Origin of the sequence: uncultured Holdemanella sp. (genome assembly GCF_934772795.1) — a bacterium.
GTDB lineage: Bacteria > Bacillota_I > Bacilli_A > Erysipelotrichales > Erysipelotrichaceae > Holdemanella.
This window is the reverse complement of sequence record NZ_CAKVMR010000038.1, coordinates 1-22395: the sequence shown is the minus strand read 5'-3', so window position 1 is coordinate 22395 and position 22395 is coordinate 1. Positions and strand designations below refer to the sequence as shown.

Below are 22395 nucleotides of genomic sequence, written 5' to 3'. Positions count from 1 at the left end.
TTTTCAAAGATCATGTGCACCTCAGCAGTGCTCATCTATATTACCAAATCATTCCTCTTTCGTCAAATGTTTTTTTATATTTTTTTAAAAAATTAAAAAAAGGATACTTTTATAAGCATCCCTATATACTATTGAGCATTTTCAATTGCACTAATTTTTGCGATTCTTCCTTTATGTCTTTCACCTTCACTAAAAGGAGTATTCAAGAAAGTATGAACAATATCTTTACAAGTTTCAATACCTGTTGTTCTTTGTCCCATGCTCAACATATTCGCATCATTATGTTCTCGAGTTAAACGAGCCATTGTTACATCTGTACATAATGCACAACGAATTCCTTTTACTTTATTTGCAGCAATTGAAATTCCAATTCCAGTACCACACATAACAATTCCTTTGTCTACTTCTGAATTTGCTACTAGCTCTGCACATGCCTTTGCCATATCCGGATAATCTACACTATTTGTATCATGACATCCACAATCTACAACTTCATGTCCCTCATCAATCAACATTTTTTTGATTTCTTCCTTATATGTATATGCACCATGATCGCACGCCATACCAATTTTCATTTTCCAATTCCTCCTGTATATATTTATATAATATATTTTACAACGATTCTAATCTTTGGTAAAGACAACTAACTTTTCGCATCAAAAGATTTCCTGCAGGAAGGACAACGCACTTCAATTTCCCCTTTATTTCTTGGAACACGTATAATTTGAGCACATTCAGGACATACTAAATATTTATTTTGTTTATCTTTCAATGACTTATTGAATGCCTGAAAACGATGAACCAATTTCGCCTGAATACGAATGAATTTTTGATTTTCAATTGATCTTGCCACATAGTTCTTCGATAATGCACGTGCTAAATAAATAATAATACTAATATAGAACAATATATTTATGACAATATTTCTTCTAAAAAATAAACTTAATACTAATAAAATAATTTCTATGTAGAAAAGAAACTGATTCAATTTATCGGTTCCATATCTACCTTGCATAAAACGATATAATTTTTCTCTCATTCTCATCACCGAGTTCTATAATAACATACAATATATGAACTCGCTATGTGCATTTTACCATCATTTTTATACTTGTTTTTATTGTTTACAAATTTTTTCATATTTTTATGAAACATTTTCAATTTTTGTGCTATAATCATCACGTATTAAATAAGGGAGGACTTAAAATGAAAGACCTAGAGCAATTATACGAAACAGTAAAAAAACGAAATCCCAATGATAAGGAATTTCTTCAAGCCGTTGAAGAAGTATTCGAATCATTGAACATTATCGCAGATGTACATCCAGAAGAATTAGACGATGACGTATTAGAAAGATTGGTAGAACCTGAAAGACAAATCATTTTCCGTGTTCCTTGGGTTGACGACAATGGCAAAACTCAAGTAAACCGTGGTTACCGTGTTGAATTCAACTCTGCCATCGGACCTTATAAAGGAGGTTTACGATTCCACCCATCAGTAAACATCAGTATCATCAAATTCTTAGGATTTGAACAAGTATTAAAAAATTCATTAACTACACTTCCAATGGGAGGTGGAAAAGGTGGATCTGATTTCGATCCAAAAGGAAAAAGTGATCGTGAAGTTATGCGTTTCTGTCAAAGCTTCATGAGCGAATTATACCGTCACATTGGACCAAACACAGATGTTCCTGCAGGAGATATTGGTGTTGGAGGACGTGAAGTCGGATATTTATTCGGACAATACAAACGTTTGAAAAATGAATATAGCGGTGTATTAACAGGTAAAGGATTAACATTTGGTGGATCTTTGATCCGTACAGAAGCTACTGGATATGGTCTATGCTACTTTACACAAGCTTTATTAAAAGATAACGGAACTAGCTTCGAAGGAAAAACAGTTACCATTTCAGGAAGTGGTAACGTAGCTATCTACGCTTGTGAAAAAGCAACACAACTTGGAGCTAAAGTTGTAACTATGTCTGATTCAAACGGATTTGTTTATGATCCTGAAGGAATCGATTTAGCTTTAGTTAAAGATATTAAAGAAGTTCGTCGTGGACGTATTAAAGAATATGTTGAAAAACATCCAAATGCAACATACACACCAAACGCTCGTCCATGGACTGTTGCATGTGATATCGCTCTTCCATGTGCCACTCAAAATGAACTTGATTTAGAAGATGCGAAAGCATTAGTAGCTAACAAAGTATTCGCTGTATGCGAAGGGGCTAACATGCCTACAACACCTGATGCTATCCACTACCTTATGAAAAATGGTGTATTCTATGCTCCAGGTAAAGCAAGTAATGCCGGAGGTGTTGCTTGTTCAGGTCTTGAAATGTCACAAAACGCTCAACACTTATCTTGGACAGCTGAAGAAGTTGATCAAAAATTAGAAAACATCATGGTAAATATCTTCGAAACTTGCCGTGATACTGCTAAAGAATATGGTCATGAAAAAGAATATGTAGTTGGAGCTAACATTGCTGGATTCTTAAAAGTTGCAAAAGCAATGAAAGCACAAGGTACTGTTTAATAACATAAAAGCCGATCTCGGCTTTTATTTTTTGTCATTTTGCATTATTATCTTAAAAGTAAAAAGGTTGTGATTATTTTATGAAACGAGCAAAACAAACATCTGAATCCATCGAACTCGGTATTCTTTTGGCATTATCCGGCGGATTTATGGATGCTTATTCCTATTTAGCAAGAGGACAAGTCTTCGCAAATGCTCAAACCGGAAATATGCTACTCTTTGGTGTCAATCTAGCAAGCGGACAATTTCAAAACTCTCTACATTATTTGTGTCCCGTACTTGCTTTTGGCCTAGGTATTTTCTTAGCTGAATTTGTACATTTTCAAAAAATTCAAAAAGTACACTGGCGACAAGTTACTCTCTTGATTGAAATCATTATATTATTTGGCGTTGGATATATTTCATTCGAACAAAACCTTCTCGCAAATTCTTTAACTTCTTTTGCGTGTGGCTTACAAGTACAAGCCTTTCGTAAAATACACGGTAAAGGTTACGCAACAACGATGTGTATTGGAAATTTAAGAACTGGAACACATGAAATGTGTAATTATTTATGCACAAAAAAAGTCCAACATCTACAAAGTGGACTTCTATACTACTTAATTATTTTAACATTTATAATCGGTGCTATTTTAGGAAACTTCTGTATCCAAATCTTTTCTGCAAAAGCCATCTGGATCAGTGTTTCCCTATTAATACTCGCCTTTATTTTAATGTTTATTGACCGTGAAAAAGATGAGGCTTTTCAATAAGCCTTAATTCTGTATCACAATCTATTCTTGTCACTGAACAATTTGGCACTAAAGCGGCCGTATTCGGTTTTTCGTTCACAAAACCAGGGCATAATGCATTCACAATATGTTTGATTGCAGAGCCGTGGCAAACCACTAAAACATTCGCATTCGGATATTCGGATGCGATTTTTTTTAATTCATTCGTTACTCTTTCTATAACATCACTATGGTTTTCACCACCACAAAAACGATAACCATCCGGAAAACTTACACCATCTTTAAATATATTCACAGATTTTTCAGCCTCAAAATCACCAAAGCTCTGTTCCTTTAATTTTTTAGTAGGAATGATTTTTACATTTCTACCCTCTAAAATATAATTTGCCGTATCTATAGCACGCTCACTCGTTGAACAAAAACATACATCAAATGGAATGTTCTTCAATTCTTTACCCAGCTGTTTGGCTTGAGAAATACCCAAATCTGTCAATGGCGAATCACACCATCCTTGAATACGACCTTTACGATTAAATACAGTTTCTCCATGTCTAATAATATAAAAATGTGTCATACATATACCTTCCTTTTGCCTCATTATAATCCATTTCAGTTAGATATCAATAACTATTTCACATTGTAAAGAAATTTTGATTTTGGTAATATAATCACATCCATAAGGGAGTAGTTATCTTACTTAAGTAAGTATTTAAGTCAACATACTGATCAAAAGATCTGGCTTATTGTAAAAAACAAGACTTATGCGAAAAAAGATATCTTTTTTTCGTATAAGTCTTTTCTTTTTTTAGGAGGAAATATGGATTTTATTACTATTTTATTGATTGGCATTGGCCTATCCATGGATGCAAGTGCTGTATCTTTAGCAAAAGGTATGAGTCTTGATAAAGATAAAGTAAAAAAATATGCCTTTATCCTAGCACTAGCGTTTGGTTTCTTTCAAGCACTCATGCCTGCTATTGGCTATTTTGCCGGAAGTCATTTTGCCGAATACATTCAATCCATCGATCACTGGATTGCCTTTATTTTGCTGAGTTTGATAGGTATCAACATGATTCGTGAAGGAAAAGAAGAAAAAGAAGATGAAATAAAAATTCACTCCATCCCATTTAAAGACATTCTTCTTTTAGCCATCGCCACAAGCATTGATGCATTAGCCGTTGGTGTAAGCTTTGCCTTTTTAAAAGTTAATCTGTTTGTAGCTATAACTACCATTGGTATCACTACCTTTATTCTTTCCTTTGTTTGTGTATTATTCGGAAAAAAACTTGGTAGCTTATGTGAAAAATATGCTGAATACTTAGGTGGTATCATCTTAATTCTATTAGGAATCAAAATCTTGATTGAACATTTATTCTTCTAACTAGACTTCAATTTGAAGTCTTTTTTCATATATTCAGCAATCTTTATAGCCAGTTCTTTATGTCCTTTTTCAGATAAATGCACCCCATCAAAACTCATATTTAATGGATTACAATCTAAACAAGGAACCCCCATTGCCTTATATGCCTCATTTAGTTTCATGCTTTCATCTCTTAATTCATCAAACTGCAAAATCGGGGGACAAAGAATCAATACCTTTCTTTTATCCATTGAATCAATGAATTCATGCATAAAAGAAAGGATTTGATCCACATCATAATAATGCATCAAATCATTAGACCCCAACATAACACAAAATAAATCAATCGAATCTAAATCGAATGTATCCTCTTTTACATCTCGCAATAAGCGACCATTGATTGCATCCTCAAAAAACATCCATCCTGCCACAAGATCATTTAAATAATCAATATAAGTTAAATTATACCTTTGAAAATATCCCCTTGGATCATAGCCCCAAGTATTGGAATCTCCTAAAATCAATGCCTTTTTCATTATGCCACTCTGCGAATTTTCTTACGCACAACCATAAAACAAATACCATGTGCAACAAGTGTTATAACCCACGTAATCGGATAAGAAATATATAACGAAAATGTTGTATGCACAGACTTAAATACAGTAAATATCCATATAACACGAATTACGCAAACTCCTGTTAAAGATACCAACATCGGTAAAATAGAATATCCAATCCCTCTAAGGCTTCCAACTAAAGTATCCATGATTCCACATAAACAATACATTGTACTAATAACAGCCAATCGATCAATTCCAAATTGAATGACGTGCTCATCACTCGAATAAATAGATAGTAACTGTTGACCAAAGAAATAAGCACCTTGTCCAAGTACAAGACCAACGACAGTCACAATCCCTAAACATTCTAATAAAATTTTATCAATTCGCTCATATTTTTTTGCCCCAAAATTTTGTGAAGTAAACGACAAAGAAGTTTGGTAAACCGCATTCATAGACGTATATACAAAGCCTTCGATATTGCTAGCGGCCGTATTTCCAGCCATAACTAGAGAGCCAAAAGAGTTGACACTTGATTGAATCAATACGTTTGAAATGCTAAAAATAATGCCTTGAAGTCCTGCAGGAAGTCCTACTTCTAACATTTGTAAAGCTAAATCTTTATGAAAACGCATATCCTTTAACTCAAAATGTAAAGGTCCATCCATATGTTTTAAACACAATAAAATTAAAGCGGAACTGATTCCTTCCGAAATGATCGTAGCTAAAGCAACACCGGCAACACCCATATGGAATACAATTACGAAACATAAATTAAATAGCACATTTATAATTCCAGAAATCAACAAAAAATAGAGTGGACGCTTTGTATCTCCAATCGATCTAAGTATGGCGGCCCCAAAGTTATAGACCATAAAAAAAGGCATGCCCGCAAAATAAATTCGCATATATAAAGAAGATAAATGTATTACATCTTCTGGTGTAGCCATTAACTCTAATAAGGGTTTCGCAAAAAAGAAACCAACAAACATCATTAAAAAGCCACCAAAAACAGCAATAAAAATAGCTGTATGTACAGCTTTAGATGTATTTTCTTCATCCTGAGCTCCAATCGATTTTCCTAACACTACATTTGCACCAACACTAATCCCAATAAACATATTTACCAATAAATTGATCAATGCACTTGTTGAACCAACGGCTGCCAACGCTTGATTCCCAGTAAATCGACCTACCACAATAATATCGGCTGCATTAAACAACAATTGCAGGCATCCTGATAAAATTAATGGTAAAGAAAAAATAATCAACTTTTTAAAAATTGGACCATTACACATATCCACTTGATAACTACGCATACAAATCCCCCCATTTACAATAATAGACAAATTATATACCCGATGTAAGATTATTGAAAGAAAAAAGAATGAAATGTAACTTTTCATTCTCTATTGCACTCTAGTTTTCATACGATCCGGATGCAGACTATACTGAATCGCAATATCTTTTGTGATTTTTCCTTGTTGATACAAGTCATAGATCGCATCATCCATCATAACCATACCATTCTGTCGATTCGAAATCATTGTATTCTCAATCTGATGAATCTTATTTTCACGAATCTGCGAACGAATCGCAGGATTCACTAGCATAATTTCAAACACAGGAATCAATTCTCCATCTTTTCCCGGAATTAATTGTTCACTAATGATTGCCTCTAAAATCATAGATAATTGCGAACGCACTTGATCTTGATGCCCTTGAAACATATCAATAATACGATCAATTGTATTTACAGCCCCTACAGTATGCAACGTAGATAGAATCAAATGTCCAGTTTCAGCTGCTGAAAGAGCTGTCGAAACTGTTTCTTCATCACGCATTTCACCCAATAAAATCACTTCAGGCGCCTCACGCAATGCCGATTTTAATGCATTTAAATAACTTGCCGTATCATGATATACCTCTCGTTGAGATACAATTGATTTTTTATGCGAATGCAAAAACTCGATTGGATCCTCAATCGTAATAATATGACAACTTCTTGTCTCATTCATGCGATCTATTAAACAAGCTAATGTCGTACTTTTACCACTGCCCGCAGGACCACTCACTAAGATAATCCCTTTTCTTCGATCTGAAAGATTTAAGACAGATTCTGGAATATTTAAATCTTCTGGATTTGGCAAATCAAAATTTACCACACGCAATACCGCTGCTTCTGAGTTTCTTTGACGATACACATTTACACGAAAACGGCCTACCTGAGATAAAGAGAAAGAAAAATCATCTTCTCCATTTGCCACAAAATTCTCATATGAACAATAGGGGGCAAAACCATACAATTGTTGCACAATATCCTTTGTATCGTTTGGCATCATTTTCTCTTGCGTAACCTTAACTAACTGTTGTCCCACTTTAAACATACATGGACTTCCAGCCACAAAAAAAATATCTGAAGCATTCTGGTCTATAGCATTTTTTAAAATCTCAACAACTTCCATTTTATTCCCCTTTCACAATCGTTTTAAAAGTAACGATTTTGTCTTCTTCCACCTTTACTTTTAAATATGTATCACCCTTTACATGAACTAAAAAATCCGTTTGATTTTCATCAATCAATTTATGCGCTTTGATTTCAGCTTCATAATATGCCTTTTTAAATGCATAACTACGATTGGTCTGTTCATGAATTTGGTATACCTTATTTGATGAAAACAACACTAATACACACATGCAGACAACAACAAATATGCTCAGCATTGTTACTACACCTAATCCTATTCTTGATTGTTTCATTCGTGATTCTCCTCTTGATAATATGTATAATCTAATACTTTCTTTTCTTTTACATAAATACGAATACGATATTCATTCCTATTTACATTTGAAATCTTAACATCATATATATTATCATTCATCTCTTGCGAATATTCACCCACACTAGCACTTAACTCAATTTGATTTTGCGCTATAACCATCGCATCTTGACGATATGTATCCATTTGCGATATTTGCATCATCTTGGCATAGATTTCAATCAAAATCGTAGAAGTAATCAAAAAGAAGAATAAGACAAACAACAATTCTAAAAAGAATGAAAATGGCTTCTTTGTCATGATGCCACCTCACTTCTTATATTTACATAAAAAGTAACACCATTAATCGTACATGTCATAATATTTGCATCTTGTTCTACATCAAAATCATGACAAGTCATTAGAGGTTGTCCCATCGTTAAATCCGGTTCCATATCTTTAACAATACAAAGTTCCATCAAACTTGTTCCAGATTTATACAAATATGTATCACTTTTCGCATCCGAAAGCTTGATTACCTTTTGATCATTCACAACAAGAACACACACACCATCTTCAGTATCATAACTATGAATTTTATTTGTGACATAAGAAACAGGAGTATACGTTTCAAAATCGTGGCTTGTGCGTCTTTGCAGCATCGTATAATCTTCGATTTGAATATTCAGCAACATAAAACAACACACCACAAACAAGAACAATAAAGAAAGAGAAAAGAAAACACCTGCATTTTTCATCATTCAGTCCCCTTTCTATACACATAAATATTTGGATATACATTATCCCCTTGCCAATCATACGTTATAAAATAACTATTTTTATCATATGTAAATCCATAGTTTTTTCTTAAGTATTGAACACTTTCCGGATAACGCCCCTCCACACTATAACAAGTAATCAATGCCGTATCCAAGCTGTTCTTTACGCGATCTATATCTAAATTCTCTGTACTCTTATTGATATTTGAAAAACCAAGTAATATCAATATTAAAAACAAGACAAAGAACAATATGTTCTTTATTTTCATATGGCTACCCCAACGTCTGCAAGACATTCATCAAAGGAAGCATAATTGAAATCAAAACAAATCCTACCAATAATGATAGACCAGCAATCATAGTTGGTTCTAAACGATTTAAAAAGCTTGAAAGCATTCTCTCTAGATCATCTTTATAGTGCTTCGATAATGTCTTTAACACTTCATCCTGATGACCACTTTCATCCGCTGCCATCAATAAAGCACCATAACCTTGATCATATACCCCCTCATTTACTAGGGCCTTTGAAAGACTCTCACCTTCTAACATACGTTCTTTCACATGAACAACTTTATCCTTTAAAACAGGATGATCAATCGATTTTAAGATAACATCCACCGCATCAATCAAAGAATATCCACTTGATACAAACAGCGAAAGAATATATGTGAATTTTGTCATTTCAGTTTGATAGTTCAATTTTGAAAAGAAAGGTAATTTTGTAGTCCAAGCCTTATTCGGACTTTTTTTATATAAAACATATAAAATAACGCCACAAACTAGAATAGTCAATAAAATAAAGAAACCAATATAGCTTAGAATTCGAGCTGTATGCATTAGTGATAATGACATCGACATTTGTCTTAAAATATTTTCAAAGATAGGAAACACTTTAAATATCAATGCCGCCACAATCACAAACATCATTAATATCAATACAAAAGGATACGTGATCGCATCTTGAATTTGATAATTTAACTTTTTTTGTCTTTCATAATAGACACTTAATTCTTTAAGAACCACATCCAAGTTTCCAATACTTTGCCCTACAACAACCATTTGAATCATATATTCATCAAAATCATTCGACTGTTTTAGTGCATCCACAAAAGAAGTCCCATCCTGCATGATATCCATCAGTTTTTTTGCACAATGACTTACCCCCGCATCAAAACCAGCCAACATTTTTAAGCCTTCTTCAATTTGTAGTCCATTCGATATAGCTAAAGCCAATTCACTAGTAAAAATAAATTTTTCTTTGTTCGATAACATACATACGCCTCCTAATAGTGATACACTTCATCATATTTTCCCTCATAATCCGAGTTTTTCGAATCCGAAAATGTTGGATCTACAAGGTTCCATTTTTCCTTCTTAAAATAGATTTTGGGATTGATCCACCCCTTATCCTTCAAATAAATTTCAACCCAGGCATGATATTCAATGTCAGTCCAGCCTACGATAACTTTTGCTGGAATTCCCTGAATTCTGCATAAAGCAGCTAGACTTGCCGCATAGTCAAAACATATTCCTTTATGACTTTTTAAAGAACCATCAATATCTGGCAAAACAAATGTTTCACTGACATCTTTAGCCTTTTGATCATCATAATCCAATGTATCCACTACATACTTAAATAAATGTGCAATTCGAGTTAAGTCATCTCGATCTTCTTTTACAAGCTCAAAAGACTTTTTATATACGTATGAATCGATTGTATAATCCACAATCTGATTTGGATATAAATAAGGAGCAAGATCATTGGTCAAATTGACTTCCATGGAAGTAGAAGCACATATCGCATATCTTGTTCCTTCAATTTGTTGCAAAATTTTTATTGTATACGTTCCATTCTCCATATTTACAGGGAATGTTGTAAAATCGGTTGTCTTTAAATCATAATTATATTTTTTATCGTCTTTTTGTATCTGTAGTTTGATTCCTGTCACTTCCTGAAGCAATCTTGCACAAATATACCCATCATCTTTATGAGTTAAATCTACAAGTGCTAAACTTCCATCACTTAAAACATTTGCCTGTTCATAACTTGGCCATAAAACCTGCTCTTCTGTTTGCGAAGGACTTTCTTTGCACTCTGTAGGATATTTATTTGAATCTTGGCATCCACACAAAAGCGTCAATACCATCAAAATACAAATGACTTCACTTATAATCTTATTCTTTTTCATACTGATTTAATAATACACCTATTTTGTCTCAATTAAATCATTAAATGCAGATATTGAAAGAGGACGACCATAGAAATAGCCTTGCCCTACATCGGCACCTAAACTTTTAATAAATAGATCATCCTGCTTTGATTCCACACCTTCAACGACTACTAGAATCTGTGATTTTTTTGCGATTTCAATAATAGATTCCAAAATCCATTTTGTCCTTTGATTATCAACCTCTGATTTGGTATGCAAGAAGATACGATCAATTTTCAATTCATCAATCTGCAATTTTGATAAAACATTCAAAGAAGAGTATCCACTACCAAAATCATCCAAAGATACAGAAAAGCCTAATTTTTTTACTTCCGTCAAAATAGAATTAAACATATCAATATCTTCAATAACTGTACTCTCTAATACTTCTAACGTAATGTAAGAACCCGATACATTATATTTTTCCAACAATGATTTTAATTCAGATATATAGTTTTCATGGTAAAACACGATCTTGGATTGATTCACTGAAATATTAACAGGTTCCATTCCCATATCTATCCATTCTCGAATTTGAAGTATTGCCTTTTTCAACATGTAAAAATCAAGCTTTGAACAAAAACGATTCTTTTCAAATATATCTACAAAACTAGATGGAGGTAAATACGTTCCATCCTCTAAGCGCCAACGAACAAGAGCCTCTGCTGCAATCACTGAATTTGTTTGTAGATCCATTTTGGGTTGTAATACCATCTCGAAACGTTGTGAATCCAATGCCTGCTGCATATTTGATTCAATAAAGTTTTCAAATTCTTTTTTCTTGTGCACTTCTTCATCAAAAAAACAAATATTTTCAGAAGAGACTTCTTTGGATTGAGCTAACGCAAACATCACATTTGTTAGCATCTGCTCAAAAGTATATGTTTCCTGATCTTCTATATTACTTACAACACCACAGCAGAACTCATATTCATATCTAAAATCTTTAGTATTCTGGCGAATTTTTATAAACATATCATAAATTCGTCTAGACACCTCATCCTCATTTGTATCTGTCAACAACAAATAAAAAACATCCGCACTGTCTCGACAAATGATTTCGTCTTTTTTAAGCATTGGCTGAATACATGCGACAACACGACATAAGAAATCATCCGATTTATCTCGACCTAAAATTTCATTCATAAACTTAAAACGACGCATATTCAAAGATACTAAGGAATAGTTAACGTTGCGCTGAGCATACATACTGACCAATTTTGTGAATCGAGTAAAGGATACTGCACCCGTTAATTGATCTTTATAAGCTAAATTTTCCATTTCCTTATTATTTTTTACCATCATCATATATGCAATCCACAATAAGATCATGACAACAACCACAAATACCATCAACACATAATTGTTTGCTCGCGACATAACATATAATGGATTATTCAATGATTTTGCGGAATTCACATAACATAAGTACCAACCATCAAATCCCATCTCTTTGACAACGATTCCATGCTCATCACCATTGACTCCAATTAAACCATTGATGTTTTCAGATAGATCAATACCTTTTAAAACAGCCAACACATCTTTTGATTCTTCATCCTTTTGAATCCCATAAAAATCTTTCAAATCCGTGATATAAAGATTTCCTCCATAAATGGATTTTTTCATAAGATCCGCATAGGGCTTTAAACTACTGCTGGCACTTAATACACCTGTCACATTTTTAGAACTATCATATACAGGTACAATATATGTGATCACAAACTCTTTTGTGATCACATTATGTTTTCGTATAAATGCACTTTTCTTGCCCGAAAAAGCAGAATCCACCTTATTTTTAAACACTTTTGATAATTCACTATATTCAACATGTACAGATGGATTCGCAAAATGCATGCCTTGTTGTGAATCAATATATACAATAGACGTAAAGGCATTTTCTTTTTTCATTTCTACCAAGGAAGAATCTATATCTGCATTATTTGATAGACTCTTTGCCAAAGTGTTCAATAAAACAAGGTCTGTGTGTTTTTGTGAAGAAATACGTTGTGTACATAAATCAATTTCCTGATTCATCGTTGTATATGTCGCATGATTTAAACTATCATCTCCATGGTCAATGAAAAGGAATGCCATAACAAGTATTGAAAGTACCATCATGACAGAGATGATCAATAATTTATGTAACCTTTTCTGTAGCATGTTTATATCCATATACAACCAACATCTTTCTTTTTACTAATTATTTCTATCTAATTCTGCCTTATGAACAGAATAATTCATTCGATAATTCTTCTTTCTAAAAATACTATAGAACTTATTTGAAATACGCTGAATGATCAAGTGCGCATTCTCTTCAGTTTGACAATCCACTAGAAGAAGTAATTGTGTTTCACTTGTACGAGTAAACAAGTCATTACTTCTTAAACAAGAACTTACCAATCGTTTAACTCGATCAAAATCTAAACCAATCTTTTCATAATCCAAAGTACCATCTGAGAATTGTAACATAATCAAATAATAATTTTGTTCATTACGAATAGACATTTTCAACAACAATTCATAGAAATACTTAAAAATTTCATACGAACAGAAGAAACCTTGGTTTTGTTGATCACGACTTGAAAGCTCACGCATGATTGTTTCCATATCTTTACTTTCTTCTTTGGCATGATCGGCAATGATGATATCGTACAATTGTTTAAAGCGTTTTGATAAACCTGTGCCTAATTCAGATAAGAAAATATCATTCAATTCATCATAATACTTCAATGCTTCACGATAATTACGTGTAGCTACTAAGCCCTTCATATAATAGTAATGTAAACCTTCATTAAATGGTTCAATTAAAACCGCCTGATAATTCATAAGCATCATCTCATCATAACGCTTTTGCGTATATAAGTAACAAGACGTGCGCATCATCGTTTTCACATACATCTGTCTAAAGATTTCTTGTTTTTGTAAAATCCAATGCAATTGACTTGGTGATGCATAGAAACGACCTTGATACAATCTGAAGATCTTTCTAGCTGTCTTAAACTCTTTTTCGTCTAAAAGCTCAGAGCCATCGTTGATTTGGTTATACGCCTTTTCCAATTCAACAAAATCAATATTCCAATCTAAATTTGGATTTAAAATATACCCTTTTCTTGTCGTTACAATCACTTCTTTGTCTTTGAAAAATTCAATTTCATTCAATTCAGCACGCAATCTAAAAATTGAGAACTTTAATGCACTAGATGGATTCTTACTTTCCGGCCAAAGAATATCAATCAGTTCATCTTTTTGAACTGTTTTTTCACTGTGAAACAATAAGACCTGTAATAAATTCACCAGCTGCTTTCCAAATAATTCGACAATATTCACGGTTACATTATCATTTGTGATTTCCAATCCTCCAAATGTTTTTACATAATAAGTATCACTCATGTTGATCCTCCTTTCAAAAAGATTATATAGTATCTAACCTAGTTTTATTTTACAATATTTTTGCCAAACAAAAAAGCAGAGAATCATAAAAATTCTCTGCAAATGGTTATTTTAAAGCATATTCAACATGTTGATAGTGAATTCCATTCTCTTCAATATCAGATAGTATTGTTTTTTTATACAAAGACTTGTCAAATTCAGGAAAATAAACCTCGGCATCCGCTTGGGCATCAATCTCGGTTAAGATTAGCTTATCTGCATACGCTAACATCTCACTATAAATCATGCCTCCACCAATACAATAGATTTCATCATCCACATCTTTGTATCGCTTTATAAATTCTTCAACACTCGAACACATTTCAATGCCTTCACCTAAATCTGAACACGAACGCGAAATCACGACATGATGACGTTTAGGTAACATACCTGGAAGACTTTCAAATGTTTTTCTTCCCATCACAATTGTATGTCCCGAAGTCTGCTTACGAAAAAACTTCAAATCCTGAGGCAAATGCCAAATCATATCATTGTTTTTTCCTAATTCACGATTTTTACCAATCGCCGCAATCAATGTTAATTTCATAATTCTCCTATTGTGCTAAAGGGAAACTAATTTTCCCCATGTGCTCATAGCCAATCAGCTTCACATCATTCTTTGGATCAAACGCATAGAAATCTCGAATATCCGGATTCAACCACAACTTAGGTGCAGGCAATGAACCTTTTGTTTCATAACGATTCAATTGTTCTTTGATTCCATCAATTTGATTCACATAAATATGTGCATCTTTGATTGACCAATCGATCGTACCTGGCTCAAGTCCAGTCACCTGAGCAACCATCATCAATAAAACTGCATATTGAGTAACATTAAATGGCAGTCCTAATGGAACATCACAACTTCTTTGGTGTACCCAAATATTTAACTTTCCATCCGTTACATCCCATTCTGAACTCCATACACAACTAGGAAGTACAGCCGTATCTAATTCGCTATCCTGCCATAATGAGATAACACGTCTGCGATCTTCCTTATCATTTTTTAATGAATTCAATAATTTATTCATCAAATCATATTTTTTTACAATATATCCATAAGCCGTACCAATGGTATGGGCAAAACTTGGATCAAAATGTTTTAATACTTTTCCCGTATTCTCATCAATCCAGTCCCCATCTTCATTGATTTCCCATTTATCCCAGATATGAACATTTCTTTCTTGAAGCCATCTAACATCATTACTTTGAGCCTGATAGATCCAAAGCATTTCTGTAACTGCTTGACGAATAAATAACTGTTTTGTCGTCAAAATAGGAAATTCTTTAGATAGATCCAAATGAAAATGTGCACTTGGAACTTTAACTGTATCAATGCCAGTACGATTATGTACTTGAACTCCATTTTCTAAGATATCTTTGCATAATCCACAATATACATCATCAAAGTATGACATCCATTTCCTCCTTAAAAACATTCTCCTCAATAAAACGACCCACTGCACTTTCATCATTTGTATAAGGACTGACAAATGCACTGCATTCTTTAACATCCTGTGAGCCATTTTTCATACATACACCCATACCGACTTTTTCAAGCATTTCCTTATCGTTTTGTTCATCCCCAAAAGCCACACAGTTTTCAAGTTTGACACCAAAATGCTTAGCTACCTTTTCAATCCCATATCCTTTATTGATTCTAGGATCTACATATTCGAATAAGTTATCGGCCGTTAAAAAACCCACACAAGCCTCATTCTTATATTGTCTAGCACGTTCTAATACAATCGGCATATACTCTTTATCACAATGAATAATCAGCTTGTTGCATGTATTATTCTCTAGATATGGTTCAAGATCAATTTCAATTTCTGTTTCACCAAAAATACGTGCATGTTCCTGCGTTTCAATACTTGTACGATTTGTATAACGTGTTGCACCCTCTAAGATCCAGAAATCAACATCTAAATCTTCGAAAAAATGAATTACGTCCAAAACGACCTCACCATCAAGAACATGATATTCTTCTTTGGTACGTTGTCTTAAATCATATACAACGCCACCATTCATTCCCATGATGAAACTAACACTATCTTCAATTTCCCATTTTTTCAACATCGCACGAACTGTCTCTACCGGACGTCCAGATGCGATACCAAATAAAATTCCGTAATTTTTCAATTTTGATATTGCTTCACGATTGATATCCGATACTTGCTTTTTTGAATTCAAAAACGTTCCATCTAAATCCGTCGCAATCAAAGTTACTGGTTCCATAAATTATCCTTCATAAGTCAAGAATGCTGCATATCCTTTTTTCGCTTCATAGATATCAGCTTTACTTGCCAATTCAAAAGGCGCATGCATATTATGTAAAGCTACACCACAGTCAATGACTTGCATTCCATAATTAGCCAAAATATAAGCGATTGTTCCTCCACCGCCTTGGTCTACTTTTCCTAGTTCACTTGTTTGCCAAGCTACATTGTGACCATCCATAATACGACGAATCAATGCGATATATTCTGCATTCGCATCGTTACATCCGCTCTTTCCACGAGCTCCTGTATATTTGTTGAATACGATACCTTTACCAAATTCAGCTTGATTTCTTGGACTTGATGCTGAAGCGTAAATTGGATCATGTGCAGCACTTACATCACTAGACAACATGATTGAATTCATCATTGCACGTTTCACACTTAATGCCGAATAATCACCCATACGATCCATAACTTCTGCAACAAAGTTTTCAAAGAACATAGAGTGCATACCAGTCGCACCTTGAGATCCAACTTCTTCTTTATCCACTAATAAACAAACAGCAGTACGTTTTACATTTTCTGCTTCTAATTGAGCCATTAAACTTGTATAAGCACAAATACGATCATCATGTCCATAACCTAATACCATACTTGAATCAAATCCACAGCTTCTAGCACGTCCTGCAGGAACAACTTCTAATTCAGCAGAAATGAAGTCTTCTTCTTCAAAGCCATATGTTGATTTTAAAATTTTAGCAACATTGGCCTTTACTGCATCTTTCTCTTCATTTTCTAAAGGAATAGATCCAACAGTTACATTTAAATCTTCACCGGCAATCACTTCATTTGCCTTTTTCTGTAATTGATCTGCACTTAAATGAATCAATAAATCACTAATCACAAATACTGGATCACTTTCTCTATCTCCAATTGCTACATCTACAGTTGTTCCATCTTTCAAACAAACAACACCATGAATTGCCAAAGGCAAAGTCACCCATTGATACTTTTTAACACCACCATAATAGTGTGTATCCAAATAAGCAATGTTTCCATCTTCATACAATGGATTTTGTTTAAGATCCAAACGAGGACTATCAATATGAGCACCTAAAATGTTCATACCATTTTCCAATGGATTTGAACCAATGTGCATTAACGCAATCGACTTATTCATCATATTTACATACACTTTGTCCTGTGCTTTTAAAATCTCTTTATTTTCAATAACCTCTTTAATATCACGATAGCCATAAGATTTCGCTAATGCGATCGCATTTTTTACACAAGCTCTTTCCGTTTTAGAATCGGATAAGAAATCAATATATCCATCGCTAAATTTCATTACATCATTAAATTCTTCTTTTGAATATGTATTCCAAACTACTTCACTCATAACTCTACCTCCAATTTTTTAAATAAGCATTTTGACAATTCAATTTTTGAATCCATCGTATTCATCCATGTGATTTGACCTTCTTCACAACTTGTATTCAACAAGCCTTTTTGTTCCAACAAATCTTTTGTATGTAAAGTCGTGCCCACACTTCCTTCAATAATATGAACATTAGGACAAAGCTTTTCCAAATATTTCGTATAAAAAGGAAAATGCGTACAGCCTAATACAATACTATCTAGATTTTTGTAGTCACTCGCTTCTAAATATTCTTTCAAGCAAGACTCTACAAGATTGGCATCATCAAGTTTATTGTCTTCAACCATCCTTACAAGTTCTGGACAAGGCACCTTTATAATATGATGTTCATCCTTAAATCGATTCATCAAATCCGCAAACTTCTTTTCTGATAAAGTAAGTTGAGTTGCCCATACCGCAATACGCTGATGTTCACCTCGATCGCATGCCACCTTTAACGCCGGTTCCATACCAATAATATCCACATCATACTTTTCTCTTAGAAGCTTAACACAAGCACTCGTTGCCGTATTGCACGCAATGACAATTGCCTTTACATCATGAGATATCAATTCATCACATATCGCAACACAACGCTTTGTGATTTCTTCTTTTGTCTTTGTTCCATAAGGATTATATTTACTATCTCCCAAATAAATCAGATTTTCATTAGGAAGTAAACTATGCATCGTATGTAAAACACTAATTCCACCTAATCCCGAATCAAAAACACCTATTGGACTTTTTGAATTCATACAAAACGCTCCTTTTCCATCTTTTCAATTATACAACGTATAAAGAAAACATCCAAGTCCTCAAACTTGGATGCACTAATGACTCATACGCTTTTTCATTTCTACTAATATTTTTACCAATTCTTTTTTTCCGATTCCATTATGAATCAGACTATCTGGATGCACTCTATCATTATGAAATAATTGAATCAATGATGCCTGAAGCTCTTTAAATGACATAGATTGATATTCTTTATCTACTAGATACGTCTCATAATCTTTCATATCTACTAAATCTGTCGCATAAAAAGAAAGCACCATTTCCATCAATAAAGATTGAACATTCTCATTATCTTCATTTAAATCGGAATTAGCCCAACAAATATCTTCATCCGTTAAATCATTCAATTTTTCTATAAACATTTGAATAAAGGAAGCATCCTCCATTTTTTCTTTCGCAAAATAATTTGAAATTTTCATATGTCCTCCAAGAAAGACTTTTTCTGCAAAAAAGTCACACGACTAAATGACGTGCCCGGTTCGTTTCCAGTCGTCCGGTAACATTTCAATATCCACTCCATCTTTCTGAATCATTCGGTATCCCGATCCATTCAGTCTTTATCGATGGAGTTTTTATTGTATGCTTTATTTATAAACACTTCAGAATTTCATCCATGATCTATGTATCTATCATCCAGTAAGATATCATAAACTTCTGGTTCTGATTATTTATCTTTATTTAGTCAACAAATCCCATGCCTCTTCGATTGATCACATAGGCTGCACAATAATGTACACTCAATCCTTTGATCTTTGTATACTTTTCTTTTCCAATCTTACTTGTATTTTTTGGATCTATTTTAATTACATCCACTTCATTCATCAAACATTTTCTTTCTACTTTTTCTAATATCTTTTTATACGCAAAACTCGATAATGTTTTATTCATCTTTTTAGGTCGATAGAGCATTCTAGTTTTCAACTGCTTGAAATTCAAGTCTTCCACTACCAGACTCTTCTTCTTGGATTTACAAAATTCCATGATTTCAATGGCCAGCTGATACAGTTCTTCATTTCGTTTATTCTTTGTATTCTCTTTATGGATTGGATACTTCTTGATCAATACGATATTTCCATCCATATTGGTTTCACAAAGGGCTATATGGTCAACATTGATATCGATTCCTACGGCTCCATACAATGTATTAGTCTTTGGAAGATTCATATGTTTTTCAAATATAGCTTTCACAATAAAGTATTCACCATAATCCATCAATTCATAAGCTACTGCCTTATCATGTGAATTGTGTTTTTCATTGACTCTTGCATACAATTCATCCTTGTACTTATGAAACTGCACCTTGAATACAATATCTTTTTGTGTACTTCGGTATGTCACCATATCATTATCAACATTTAATTTGAAAAGGTTGTTTGAATACTTACCTTGTCTTCTTCCTGTAATAAGCATTCTTCTTTGTCTTCTGAATCTAAAAGTTTCTAAATCACTTCTTAGATTCTTTTTACCACCAAAACATACAGAAGGCATCTTTCTTTTAAGCTTGAACTCATTACGGTTTCTTCTGAATTTTAGATTACGAATGATACTCTTCAATCTTTTGATATTTGGATCCAATACCTGCACCTCATACAGATAATCTTCTTCTGTATATTTCTTTTTCTTGGATCTATTGATCAGTTTCTCTTTTTCCTTTAAAGCCTTCTTCAATTGTTTCTCGTTCTTTTTGATTTTCTTGTTTATCTTTTTAAGACGAGTCTTGATCATATCTTGATTTTCTTTTTCAAGACATTTAAGACTTTTCACCAAAGCCTTGGCCTCATAAATGGCAGATAAAGGAAAATAGTCACTTGTACCATAGAAAGACTTGATCATTCTTTGATCCGTATCTGAATAGGTAACATCCTTATAGGCACGATCAAAACAGATCTTGAATGCCTTATGAAGCATACAGTTATACAGTTCAAGATCCTTTTTAATGATGGATTCAGCTTCTGGTTCAAGATCTTTATAATAGATTCTTTGCGACATCGAAAATACCTTCATAAGACAAGTCCTCCTGTTCTATCTGACTCTATTATACTATATTCAAGACAGGTTTAACAGATAGATTTGAGACTTTGTAAATTATTTTATTTTTATTATCATATCACCAATGTGAATATGTGATATTTATTGATATTCTCACATATTCACATTAAATTCACATTGGATACATTCGAAAACTAGATGCTTCTGGTAAAGCTCGTCCCTGTATTTTAGACAATGTAGAACGCTCCCTTCTTTGCCACACATGTTATCTTGGTTTTGACCAGTTTGAATGTACAGATTGTGACAACTGGAACGTCATTCCACATTCATGTCATTCAAGGTTCTGTAATGCTTGTGGTATTAAATATGCCAAACAGCTTGCAGCCAAAGCCACTTCTTTTTGTCTTGACTGCCCTCATAGACACATTGTCTTTACTATTCCCGAAGAACTTAGAAACTGGTTCAGACAGGATCGTATTCGACTCAATCTATTGTTTGTTGCTTCCAGAAACACCATTTCCATTCTTACCAATAAATCTCTTGCTGATAAACTCAAAAAGAAAAAGCTATCTGATACACACTATATATTCAAAGACATTCCTATACGTAATGAATTTGGCATGATTGCCACTATACATACTTTTGGAAGGGACCTTAAATGGAATCCACACATACATTGTCTTATTCCTGAACTAATCTATTCCTTTAAAAAAGATAAAATCAAAACATTCCATCATTTCAATTTTAATAAGTTAAGAAAAACATTTCAGTTTGAATTGATTCGACTCATTCAGGAAGCTGGTGGATTAAAGAAACCCGAAGAAAAGAACAGACTCTATAAGAATCATCCCAAAGGATTCTATGTCTATGCCAAATCTAAATCAACTGACAACGATTCAAATAATAGTAAAAATATTCAAGGTTGCGTAAACTACTTCATTCGTTACGCTGGTAGACCTGCCATGGCTGAAAGCAGAATCACAGAATACAATAAAGAATCAAAGACTGTCAGCTGGTTCTACAATAATCATAAGGATGAGAAAAGATATGATGTCACAGATAATGTGATTGACTTTATAAACTGCCTTATTATACATATACCAGACTATCATTTCTTAACCACTCGATATTATGGATTCTATGCCAATGCTTCTAAGAAAACATTGGACAAAGTACACGAACTTCTTGGAATCAAAAAGAATAAGGATTATTCTCGTGAAACTAGAACCAAATCTCTTAAAAACAAACTCAATAAATTCAGATACCGCACGCACTTGATTGATTCTTTTAACCTAAGACCCCATTCAATGTAAATGTAAAGCCATAATGCAATATACTTATACATATAATCCATTGGATGGCAAAAGAAATGACAGAACATACAGAAAAAGATGTATTGATGAAATGATTCGAATGTATAAAAGAAGAATATAACCAACAAGAACACCATACTAAACAAGGCTATTTAAAATAGTCTGTTTTGTCATGCCAATAAAGTCTAGCTCCAAATAATTCAGTCATTTTTAAAGGCGCAATAAATTTGGATGGGGTTAGGTGAATTTGCTCTCCAAGAATTTAAGGGGCGGCATATACCCCAAAACGG

General features: G+C 33.4%; 25 protein-coding genes and 1 pseudogene. 5 read left to right on the top strand and 21 right to left on the bottom strand.

What is annotated here, in order from left to right; genetic code table 11:
- Positions 1–128: 128 nt before the first annotated feature.
- Both rpiB and Q0F04_RS07865 read right to left on the bottom strand, forming a co-directional pair.
- Entirely contained in the window at positions 129–575 is a 447-nt protein-coding gene (gene rpiB / locus Q0F04_RS07870; RefSeq protein WP_295752065.1) for a ribose 5-phosphate isomerase B, read from the bottom strand.
- Positions 576–643: 68 nt separating this feature from the next.
- Positions 644–1039 (bottom strand): hypothetical protein, encoded by a 396-nt coding sequence (locus Q0F04_RS07865; protein WP_295752062.1) that lies wholly within the window; start codon positions 1037–1039, stop codon positions 644–646.
- Between the two features lie 167 nt (positions 1040–1206).
- Here Q0F04_RS07865 and gdhA point away from each other — a divergent pair, with 167 nt between their 5' ends.
- Together gdhA and Q0F04_RS07855 are read left to right on the top strand one after the other, a co-directional pair.
- Positions 1207–2538 (top strand): NADP-specific glutamate dehydrogenase, encoded by a 1332-nt coding sequence (gene gdhA, locus Q0F04_RS07860; protein WP_270433285.1) that lies wholly within the window; start codon positions 1207–1209, stop codon positions 2536–2538.
- Between the two features lie 80 nt (positions 2539–2618).
- The gene (locus Q0F04_RS07855; protein WP_295752057.1) at positions 2619–3290 is read left to right on the top strand and encodes a YoaK family protein; all 672 of its coding nucleotides are present in this window, start codon (positions 2619–2621) and stop codon (positions 3288–3290) included.
- Here Q0F04_RS07855 and Q0F04_RS07850 read toward each other — a convergent pair.
- Positions 3256–3843, bottom strand: a complete 588-nt coding sequence (locus Q0F04_RS07850; RefSeq protein ID WP_295752054.1) for a histidine phosphatase family protein — start codon at positions 3841–3843, stop codon at positions 3256–3258. The genes Q0F04_RS07855 and Q0F04_RS07850 overlap by 35 nt on opposite strands.
- Before the next feature lie 243 nt (positions 3844–4086).
- Here Q0F04_RS07850 and Q0F04_RS07845 point away from each other — a divergent pair, with 243 nt between their 5' ends.
- The gene (locus Q0F04_RS07845) at positions 4087–4650 is read left to right on the top strand and encodes a manganese efflux pump MntP family protein (RefSeq protein WP_295752051.1); all 564 of its coding nucleotides are present in this window, start codon (positions 4087–4089) and stop codon (positions 4648–4650) included.
- Here Q0F04_RS07845 and Q0F04_RS07840 read toward each other — a convergent pair.
- The 18 genes from Q0F04_RS07840 to Q0F04_RS07755 all read right to left on the bottom strand — a co-directional run bounded on the left by Q0F04_RS07840 (position 4647) and on the right by Q0F04_RS07755 (position 20807).
- Entirely contained in the window at positions 4647–5165 is a 519-nt protein-coding gene (locus Q0F04_RS07840; protein WP_295752048.1) for a GDSL-type esterase/lipase family protein, read from the bottom strand. The two genes, Q0F04_RS07845 and Q0F04_RS07840, sit on opposite strands and share 4 nt — an antisense overlap.
- Positions 5165–6595 (bottom strand): MATE family efflux transporter, encoded by a 1431-nt coding sequence (locus Q0F04_RS07835; protein ID WP_366510379.1) that lies wholly within the window; start codon positions 6593–6595, stop codon positions 5165–5167. The genes Q0F04_RS07840 and Q0F04_RS07835 overlap by 1 nt, the downstream gene beginning before the upstream one ends.
- A gap of 3 nt (positions 6596–6598) precedes the next feature.
- Positions 6599–7654 (bottom strand): PilT/PilU family type 4a pilus ATPase, encoded by a 1056-nt coding sequence (locus Q0F04_RS07830; protein ID WP_117571838.1) that lies wholly within the window; start codon positions 7652–7654, stop codon positions 6599–6601.
- A gap of 1 nt (position 7655) precedes the next feature.
- Positions 7656–7949 carry a hypothetical protein gene (locus Q0F04_RS07825; RefSeq protein ID WP_117571839.1) on the bottom strand — a complete coding sequence of 98 codons (294 nt, stop codon included), beginning with the start codon at positions 7947–7949 and terminating at the stop codon, positions 7656–7658.
- Positions 7946–8269 carry a hypothetical protein gene (locus Q0F04_RS07820; RefSeq protein ID WP_117571840.1) on the bottom strand — a complete coding sequence of 108 codons (324 nt, stop codon included), beginning with the start codon at positions 8267–8269 and terminating at the stop codon, positions 7946–7948. Before Q0F04_RS07820 ends, Q0F04_RS07825 begins: the two co-directional genes overlap by 4 nt.
- Positions 8266–8709 (bottom strand): DUF4860 domain-containing protein, encoded by a 444-nt coding sequence (locus Q0F04_RS07815; RefSeq protein ID WP_295752044.1) that lies wholly within the window; start codon positions 8707–8709, stop codon positions 8266–8268. Before Q0F04_RS07815 ends, Q0F04_RS07820 begins: the two co-directional genes overlap by 4 nt.
- The gene (locus Q0F04_RS07810; RefSeq protein WP_295564856.1) at positions 8706–8996 is read right to left on the bottom strand and encodes a hypothetical protein; all 291 of its coding nucleotides are present in this window, start codon (positions 8994–8996) and stop codon (positions 8706–8708) included. Before Q0F04_RS07810 ends, Q0F04_RS07815 begins: the two co-directional genes overlap by 4 nt.
- Before the next feature lie 4 nt (positions 8997–9000).
- On the bottom strand, positions 9001–9999 hold the full coding sequence (locus tag Q0F04_RS07805; RefSeq protein WP_295752041.1) for a type II secretion system F family protein: 999 nt from the start codon (positions 9997–9999) through the stop codon (positions 9001–9003).
- An 11-nt stretch (positions 10000–10010) separates the two neighbouring features.
- Entirely contained in the window at positions 10011–10916 is a 906-nt protein-coding gene (locus tag Q0F04_RS07800; RefSeq protein WP_295752039.1) for a transglutaminase-like domain-containing protein, read from the bottom strand.
- An 18-nt stretch (positions 10917–10934) separates the two neighbouring features.
- On the bottom strand, positions 10935–13100 hold the full coding sequence (locus Q0F04_RS07795; protein WP_295752036.1) for an EAL domain-containing protein: 2166 nt from the start codon (positions 13098–13100) through the stop codon (positions 10935–10937).
- A gap of 36 nt (positions 13101–13136) precedes the next feature.
- Entirely contained in the window at positions 13137–14330 is a 1194-nt protein-coding gene (locus tag Q0F04_RS07790) for a BTAD domain-containing putative transcriptional regulator (RefSeq protein ID WP_295752034.1), read from the bottom strand.
- A gap of 106 nt (positions 14331–14436) precedes the next feature.
- Positions 14437–14916 carry a dihydrofolate reductase gene (locus Q0F04_RS07785; protein WP_295752032.1) on the bottom strand — a complete coding sequence of 160 codons (480 nt, stop codon included), beginning with the start codon at positions 14914–14916 and terminating at the stop codon, positions 14437–14439.
- 7 nt (positions 14917–14923) lie between these two features.
- Positions 14924–15787: a thymidylate synthase gene (thyA, locus tag Q0F04_RS07780; protein WP_295752030.1), complete on the bottom strand. Its 864-nt coding sequence runs from the start codon at positions 15785–15787 to the stop codon at positions 14924–14926.
- On the bottom strand, positions 15774–16607 hold the full coding sequence (locus Q0F04_RS07775; RefSeq protein ID WP_117571849.1) for a Cof-type HAD-IIB family hydrolase: 834 nt from the start codon (positions 16605–16607) through the stop codon (positions 15774–15776). Before Q0F04_RS07775 ends, thyA begins: the two co-directional genes overlap by 14 nt.
- A gap of 3 nt (positions 16608–16610) precedes the next feature.
- A complete protein-coding gene (locus Q0F04_RS07770; protein WP_295752027.1) occupies positions 16611–17990 on the bottom strand; it encodes an aminopeptidase in 1380 nt (459 codons plus the stop codon).
- Positions 17987–18763 (bottom strand): glutamate racemase, encoded by a 777-nt coding sequence (murI, locus tag Q0F04_RS07765; RefSeq protein WP_295564852.1) that lies wholly within the window; start codon positions 18761–18763, stop codon positions 17987–17989. Before murI ends, Q0F04_RS07770 begins: the two co-directional genes overlap by 4 nt.
- A gap of 75 nt (positions 18764–18838) precedes the next feature.
- The gene (locus Q0F04_RS07760; protein ID WP_295752025.1) at positions 18839–19222 is read right to left on the bottom strand and encodes a hypothetical protein; all 384 of its coding nucleotides are present in this window, start codon (positions 19220–19222) and stop codon (positions 18839–18841) included.
- Between the two features lie 259 nt (positions 19223–19481).
- Complete coding sequence (locus tag Q0F04_RS07755) at positions 19482–20807, bottom strand: IS200/IS605 family accessory protein TnpB-related protein (protein ID WP_295752023.1); 1326 nt, start codon at positions 20805–20807, stop codon at positions 19482–19484.
- A 155-nt stretch (positions 20808–20962) separates the two neighbouring features.
- Here Q0F04_RS07755 and Q0F04_RS11920 point away from each other — a divergent pair.
- Together Q0F04_RS11920 and Q0F04_RS07750 are read left to right on the top strand one after the other, a co-directional pair.
- A pseudogene (locus Q0F04_RS11920) lies at positions 20963–21220 on the top strand (transposase zinc-binding domain-containing protein); the annotation flags it as partial.
- Positions 21221–21412: 192 nt separating this feature from the next.
- Complete coding sequence (locus tag Q0F04_RS07750; protein ID WP_295752020.1) at positions 21413–22105, top strand: transposase; 693 nt, start codon at positions 21413–21415, stop codon at positions 22103–22105.
- The last annotated feature ends 290 nt before the right edge of the window (positions 22106–22395 follow it).

Bases quoted from the DNA above. Each gene is read 5' to 3' on its own strand.
- Q0F04_RS07815 (WP_295752044.1), bottom strand. From the start codon at position 8,709: ATGATGAAAAATGCAGGTGTTTTCTTTTCTCTTTCTTTATTGTTCTTG.
- thyA (WP_295752030.1), bottom strand. From the start codon at position 15,787: ATGTCATACTTTGATGATGTATATTGTGGATTATGCAAAGATATCTTA.
- Q0F04_RS07865 (WP_295752062.1), bottom strand. From the start codon at position 1,039: ATGAGAGAAAAATTATATCGTTTTATGCAAGGTAGATATGGAACCGAT.
- gdhA (WP_270433285.1), top strand. From the start codon at position 1,207: ATGAAAGACCTAGAGCAATTATACGAAACAGTAAAAAAACGAAATCCC.
- Q0F04_RS07790 (WP_295752034.1), bottom strand. From the start codon at position 14,330: ATGAGTGATACTTATTATGTAAAAACATTTGGAGGATTGGAAATCACA.
- Q0F04_RS07820 (WP_117571840.1), bottom strand. From the start codon at position 8,269: ATGACAAAGAAGCCATTTTCATTCTTTTTAGAATTGTTGTTTGTCTTA.
- Q0F04_RS07845 (WP_295752051.1), top strand. From the start codon at position 4,087: ATGGATTTTATTACTATTTTATTGATTGGCATTGGCCTATCCATGGAT.
- Q0F04_RS07810 (WP_295564856.1), bottom strand. From the start codon at position 8,996: ATGAAAATAAAGAACATATTGTTCTTTGTCTTGTTTTTAATATTGATA.
- Q0F04_RS07825 (WP_117571839.1), bottom strand. From the start codon at position 7,949: ATGAAACAATCAAGAATAGGATTAGGTGTAGTAACAATGCTGAGCATA.
- Q0F04_RS07775 (WP_117571849.1), bottom strand. From the start codon at position 16,607: ATGGAACCAGTAACTTTGATTGCGACGGATTTAGATGGAACGTTTTTG.
- Q0F04_RS07830 (WP_117571838.1), bottom strand. From the start codon at position 7,654: ATGGAAGTTGTTGAGATTTTAAAAAATGCTATAGACCAGAATGCTTCA.
- murI (WP_295564852.1), bottom strand. From the start codon at position 18,763: ATGAATTCAAAAAGTCCAATAGGTGTTTTTGATTCGGGATTAGGTGGA.
- Q0F04_RS07855 (WP_295752057.1), top strand. From the start codon at position 2,619: ATGAAACGAGCAAAACAAACATCTGAATCCATCGAACTCGGTATTCTT.
- Q0F04_RS07835 (WP_366510379.1), bottom strand. From the start codon at position 6,595: ATGAAAAGTTACATTTCATTCTTTTTTCTTTCAATAATCTTACATCGG.
- Q0F04_RS07750 (WP_295752020.1), top strand. From the start codon at position 21,413: ATGATTGCCACTATACATACTTTTGGAAGGGACCTTAAATGGAATCCA.
- Q0F04_RS07850 (WP_295752054.1), bottom strand. From the start codon at position 3,843: ATGACACATTTTTATATTATTAGACATGGAGAAACTGTATTTAATCGT.
- Q0F04_RS07840 (WP_295752048.1), bottom strand. From the start codon at position 5,165: ATGAAAAAGGCATTGATTTTAGGAGATTCCAATACTTGGGGCTATGAT.
- Q0F04_RS07755 (WP_295752023.1), bottom strand. From the start codon at position 20,807: ATGAAGGTATTTTCGATGTCGCAAAGAATCTATTATAAAGATCTTGAA.
- Q0F04_RS07805 (WP_295752041.1), bottom strand. From the start codon at position 9,999: ATGTTATCGAACAAAGAAAAATTTATTTTTACTAGTGAATTGGCTTTA.
- Q0F04_RS07760 (WP_295752025.1), bottom strand. From the start codon at position 19,222: ATGAAAATTTCAAATTATTTTGCGAAAGAAAAAATGGAGGATGCTTCC.
- Q0F04_RS07795 (WP_295752036.1), bottom strand. From the start codon at position 13,100: ATGCTACAGAAAAGGTTACATAAATTATTGATCATCTCTGTCATGATG.
- Q0F04_RS07800 (WP_295752039.1), bottom strand. From the start codon at position 10,916: ATGAAAAAGAATAAGATTATAAGTGAAGTCATTTGTATTTTGATGGTA.
- Q0F04_RS07785 (WP_295752032.1), bottom strand. From the start codon at position 14,916: ATGAAATTAACATTGATTGCGGCGATTGGTAAAAATCGTGAATTAGGA.
- rpiB (WP_295752065.1), bottom strand. From the start codon at position 575: ATGAAAATTGGTATGGCGTGCGATCATGGTGCATATACATATAAGGAA.
- Q0F04_RS07770 (WP_295752027.1), bottom strand. From the start codon at position 17,990: ATGAGTGAAGTAGTTTGGAATACATATTCAAAAGAAGAATTTAATGAT.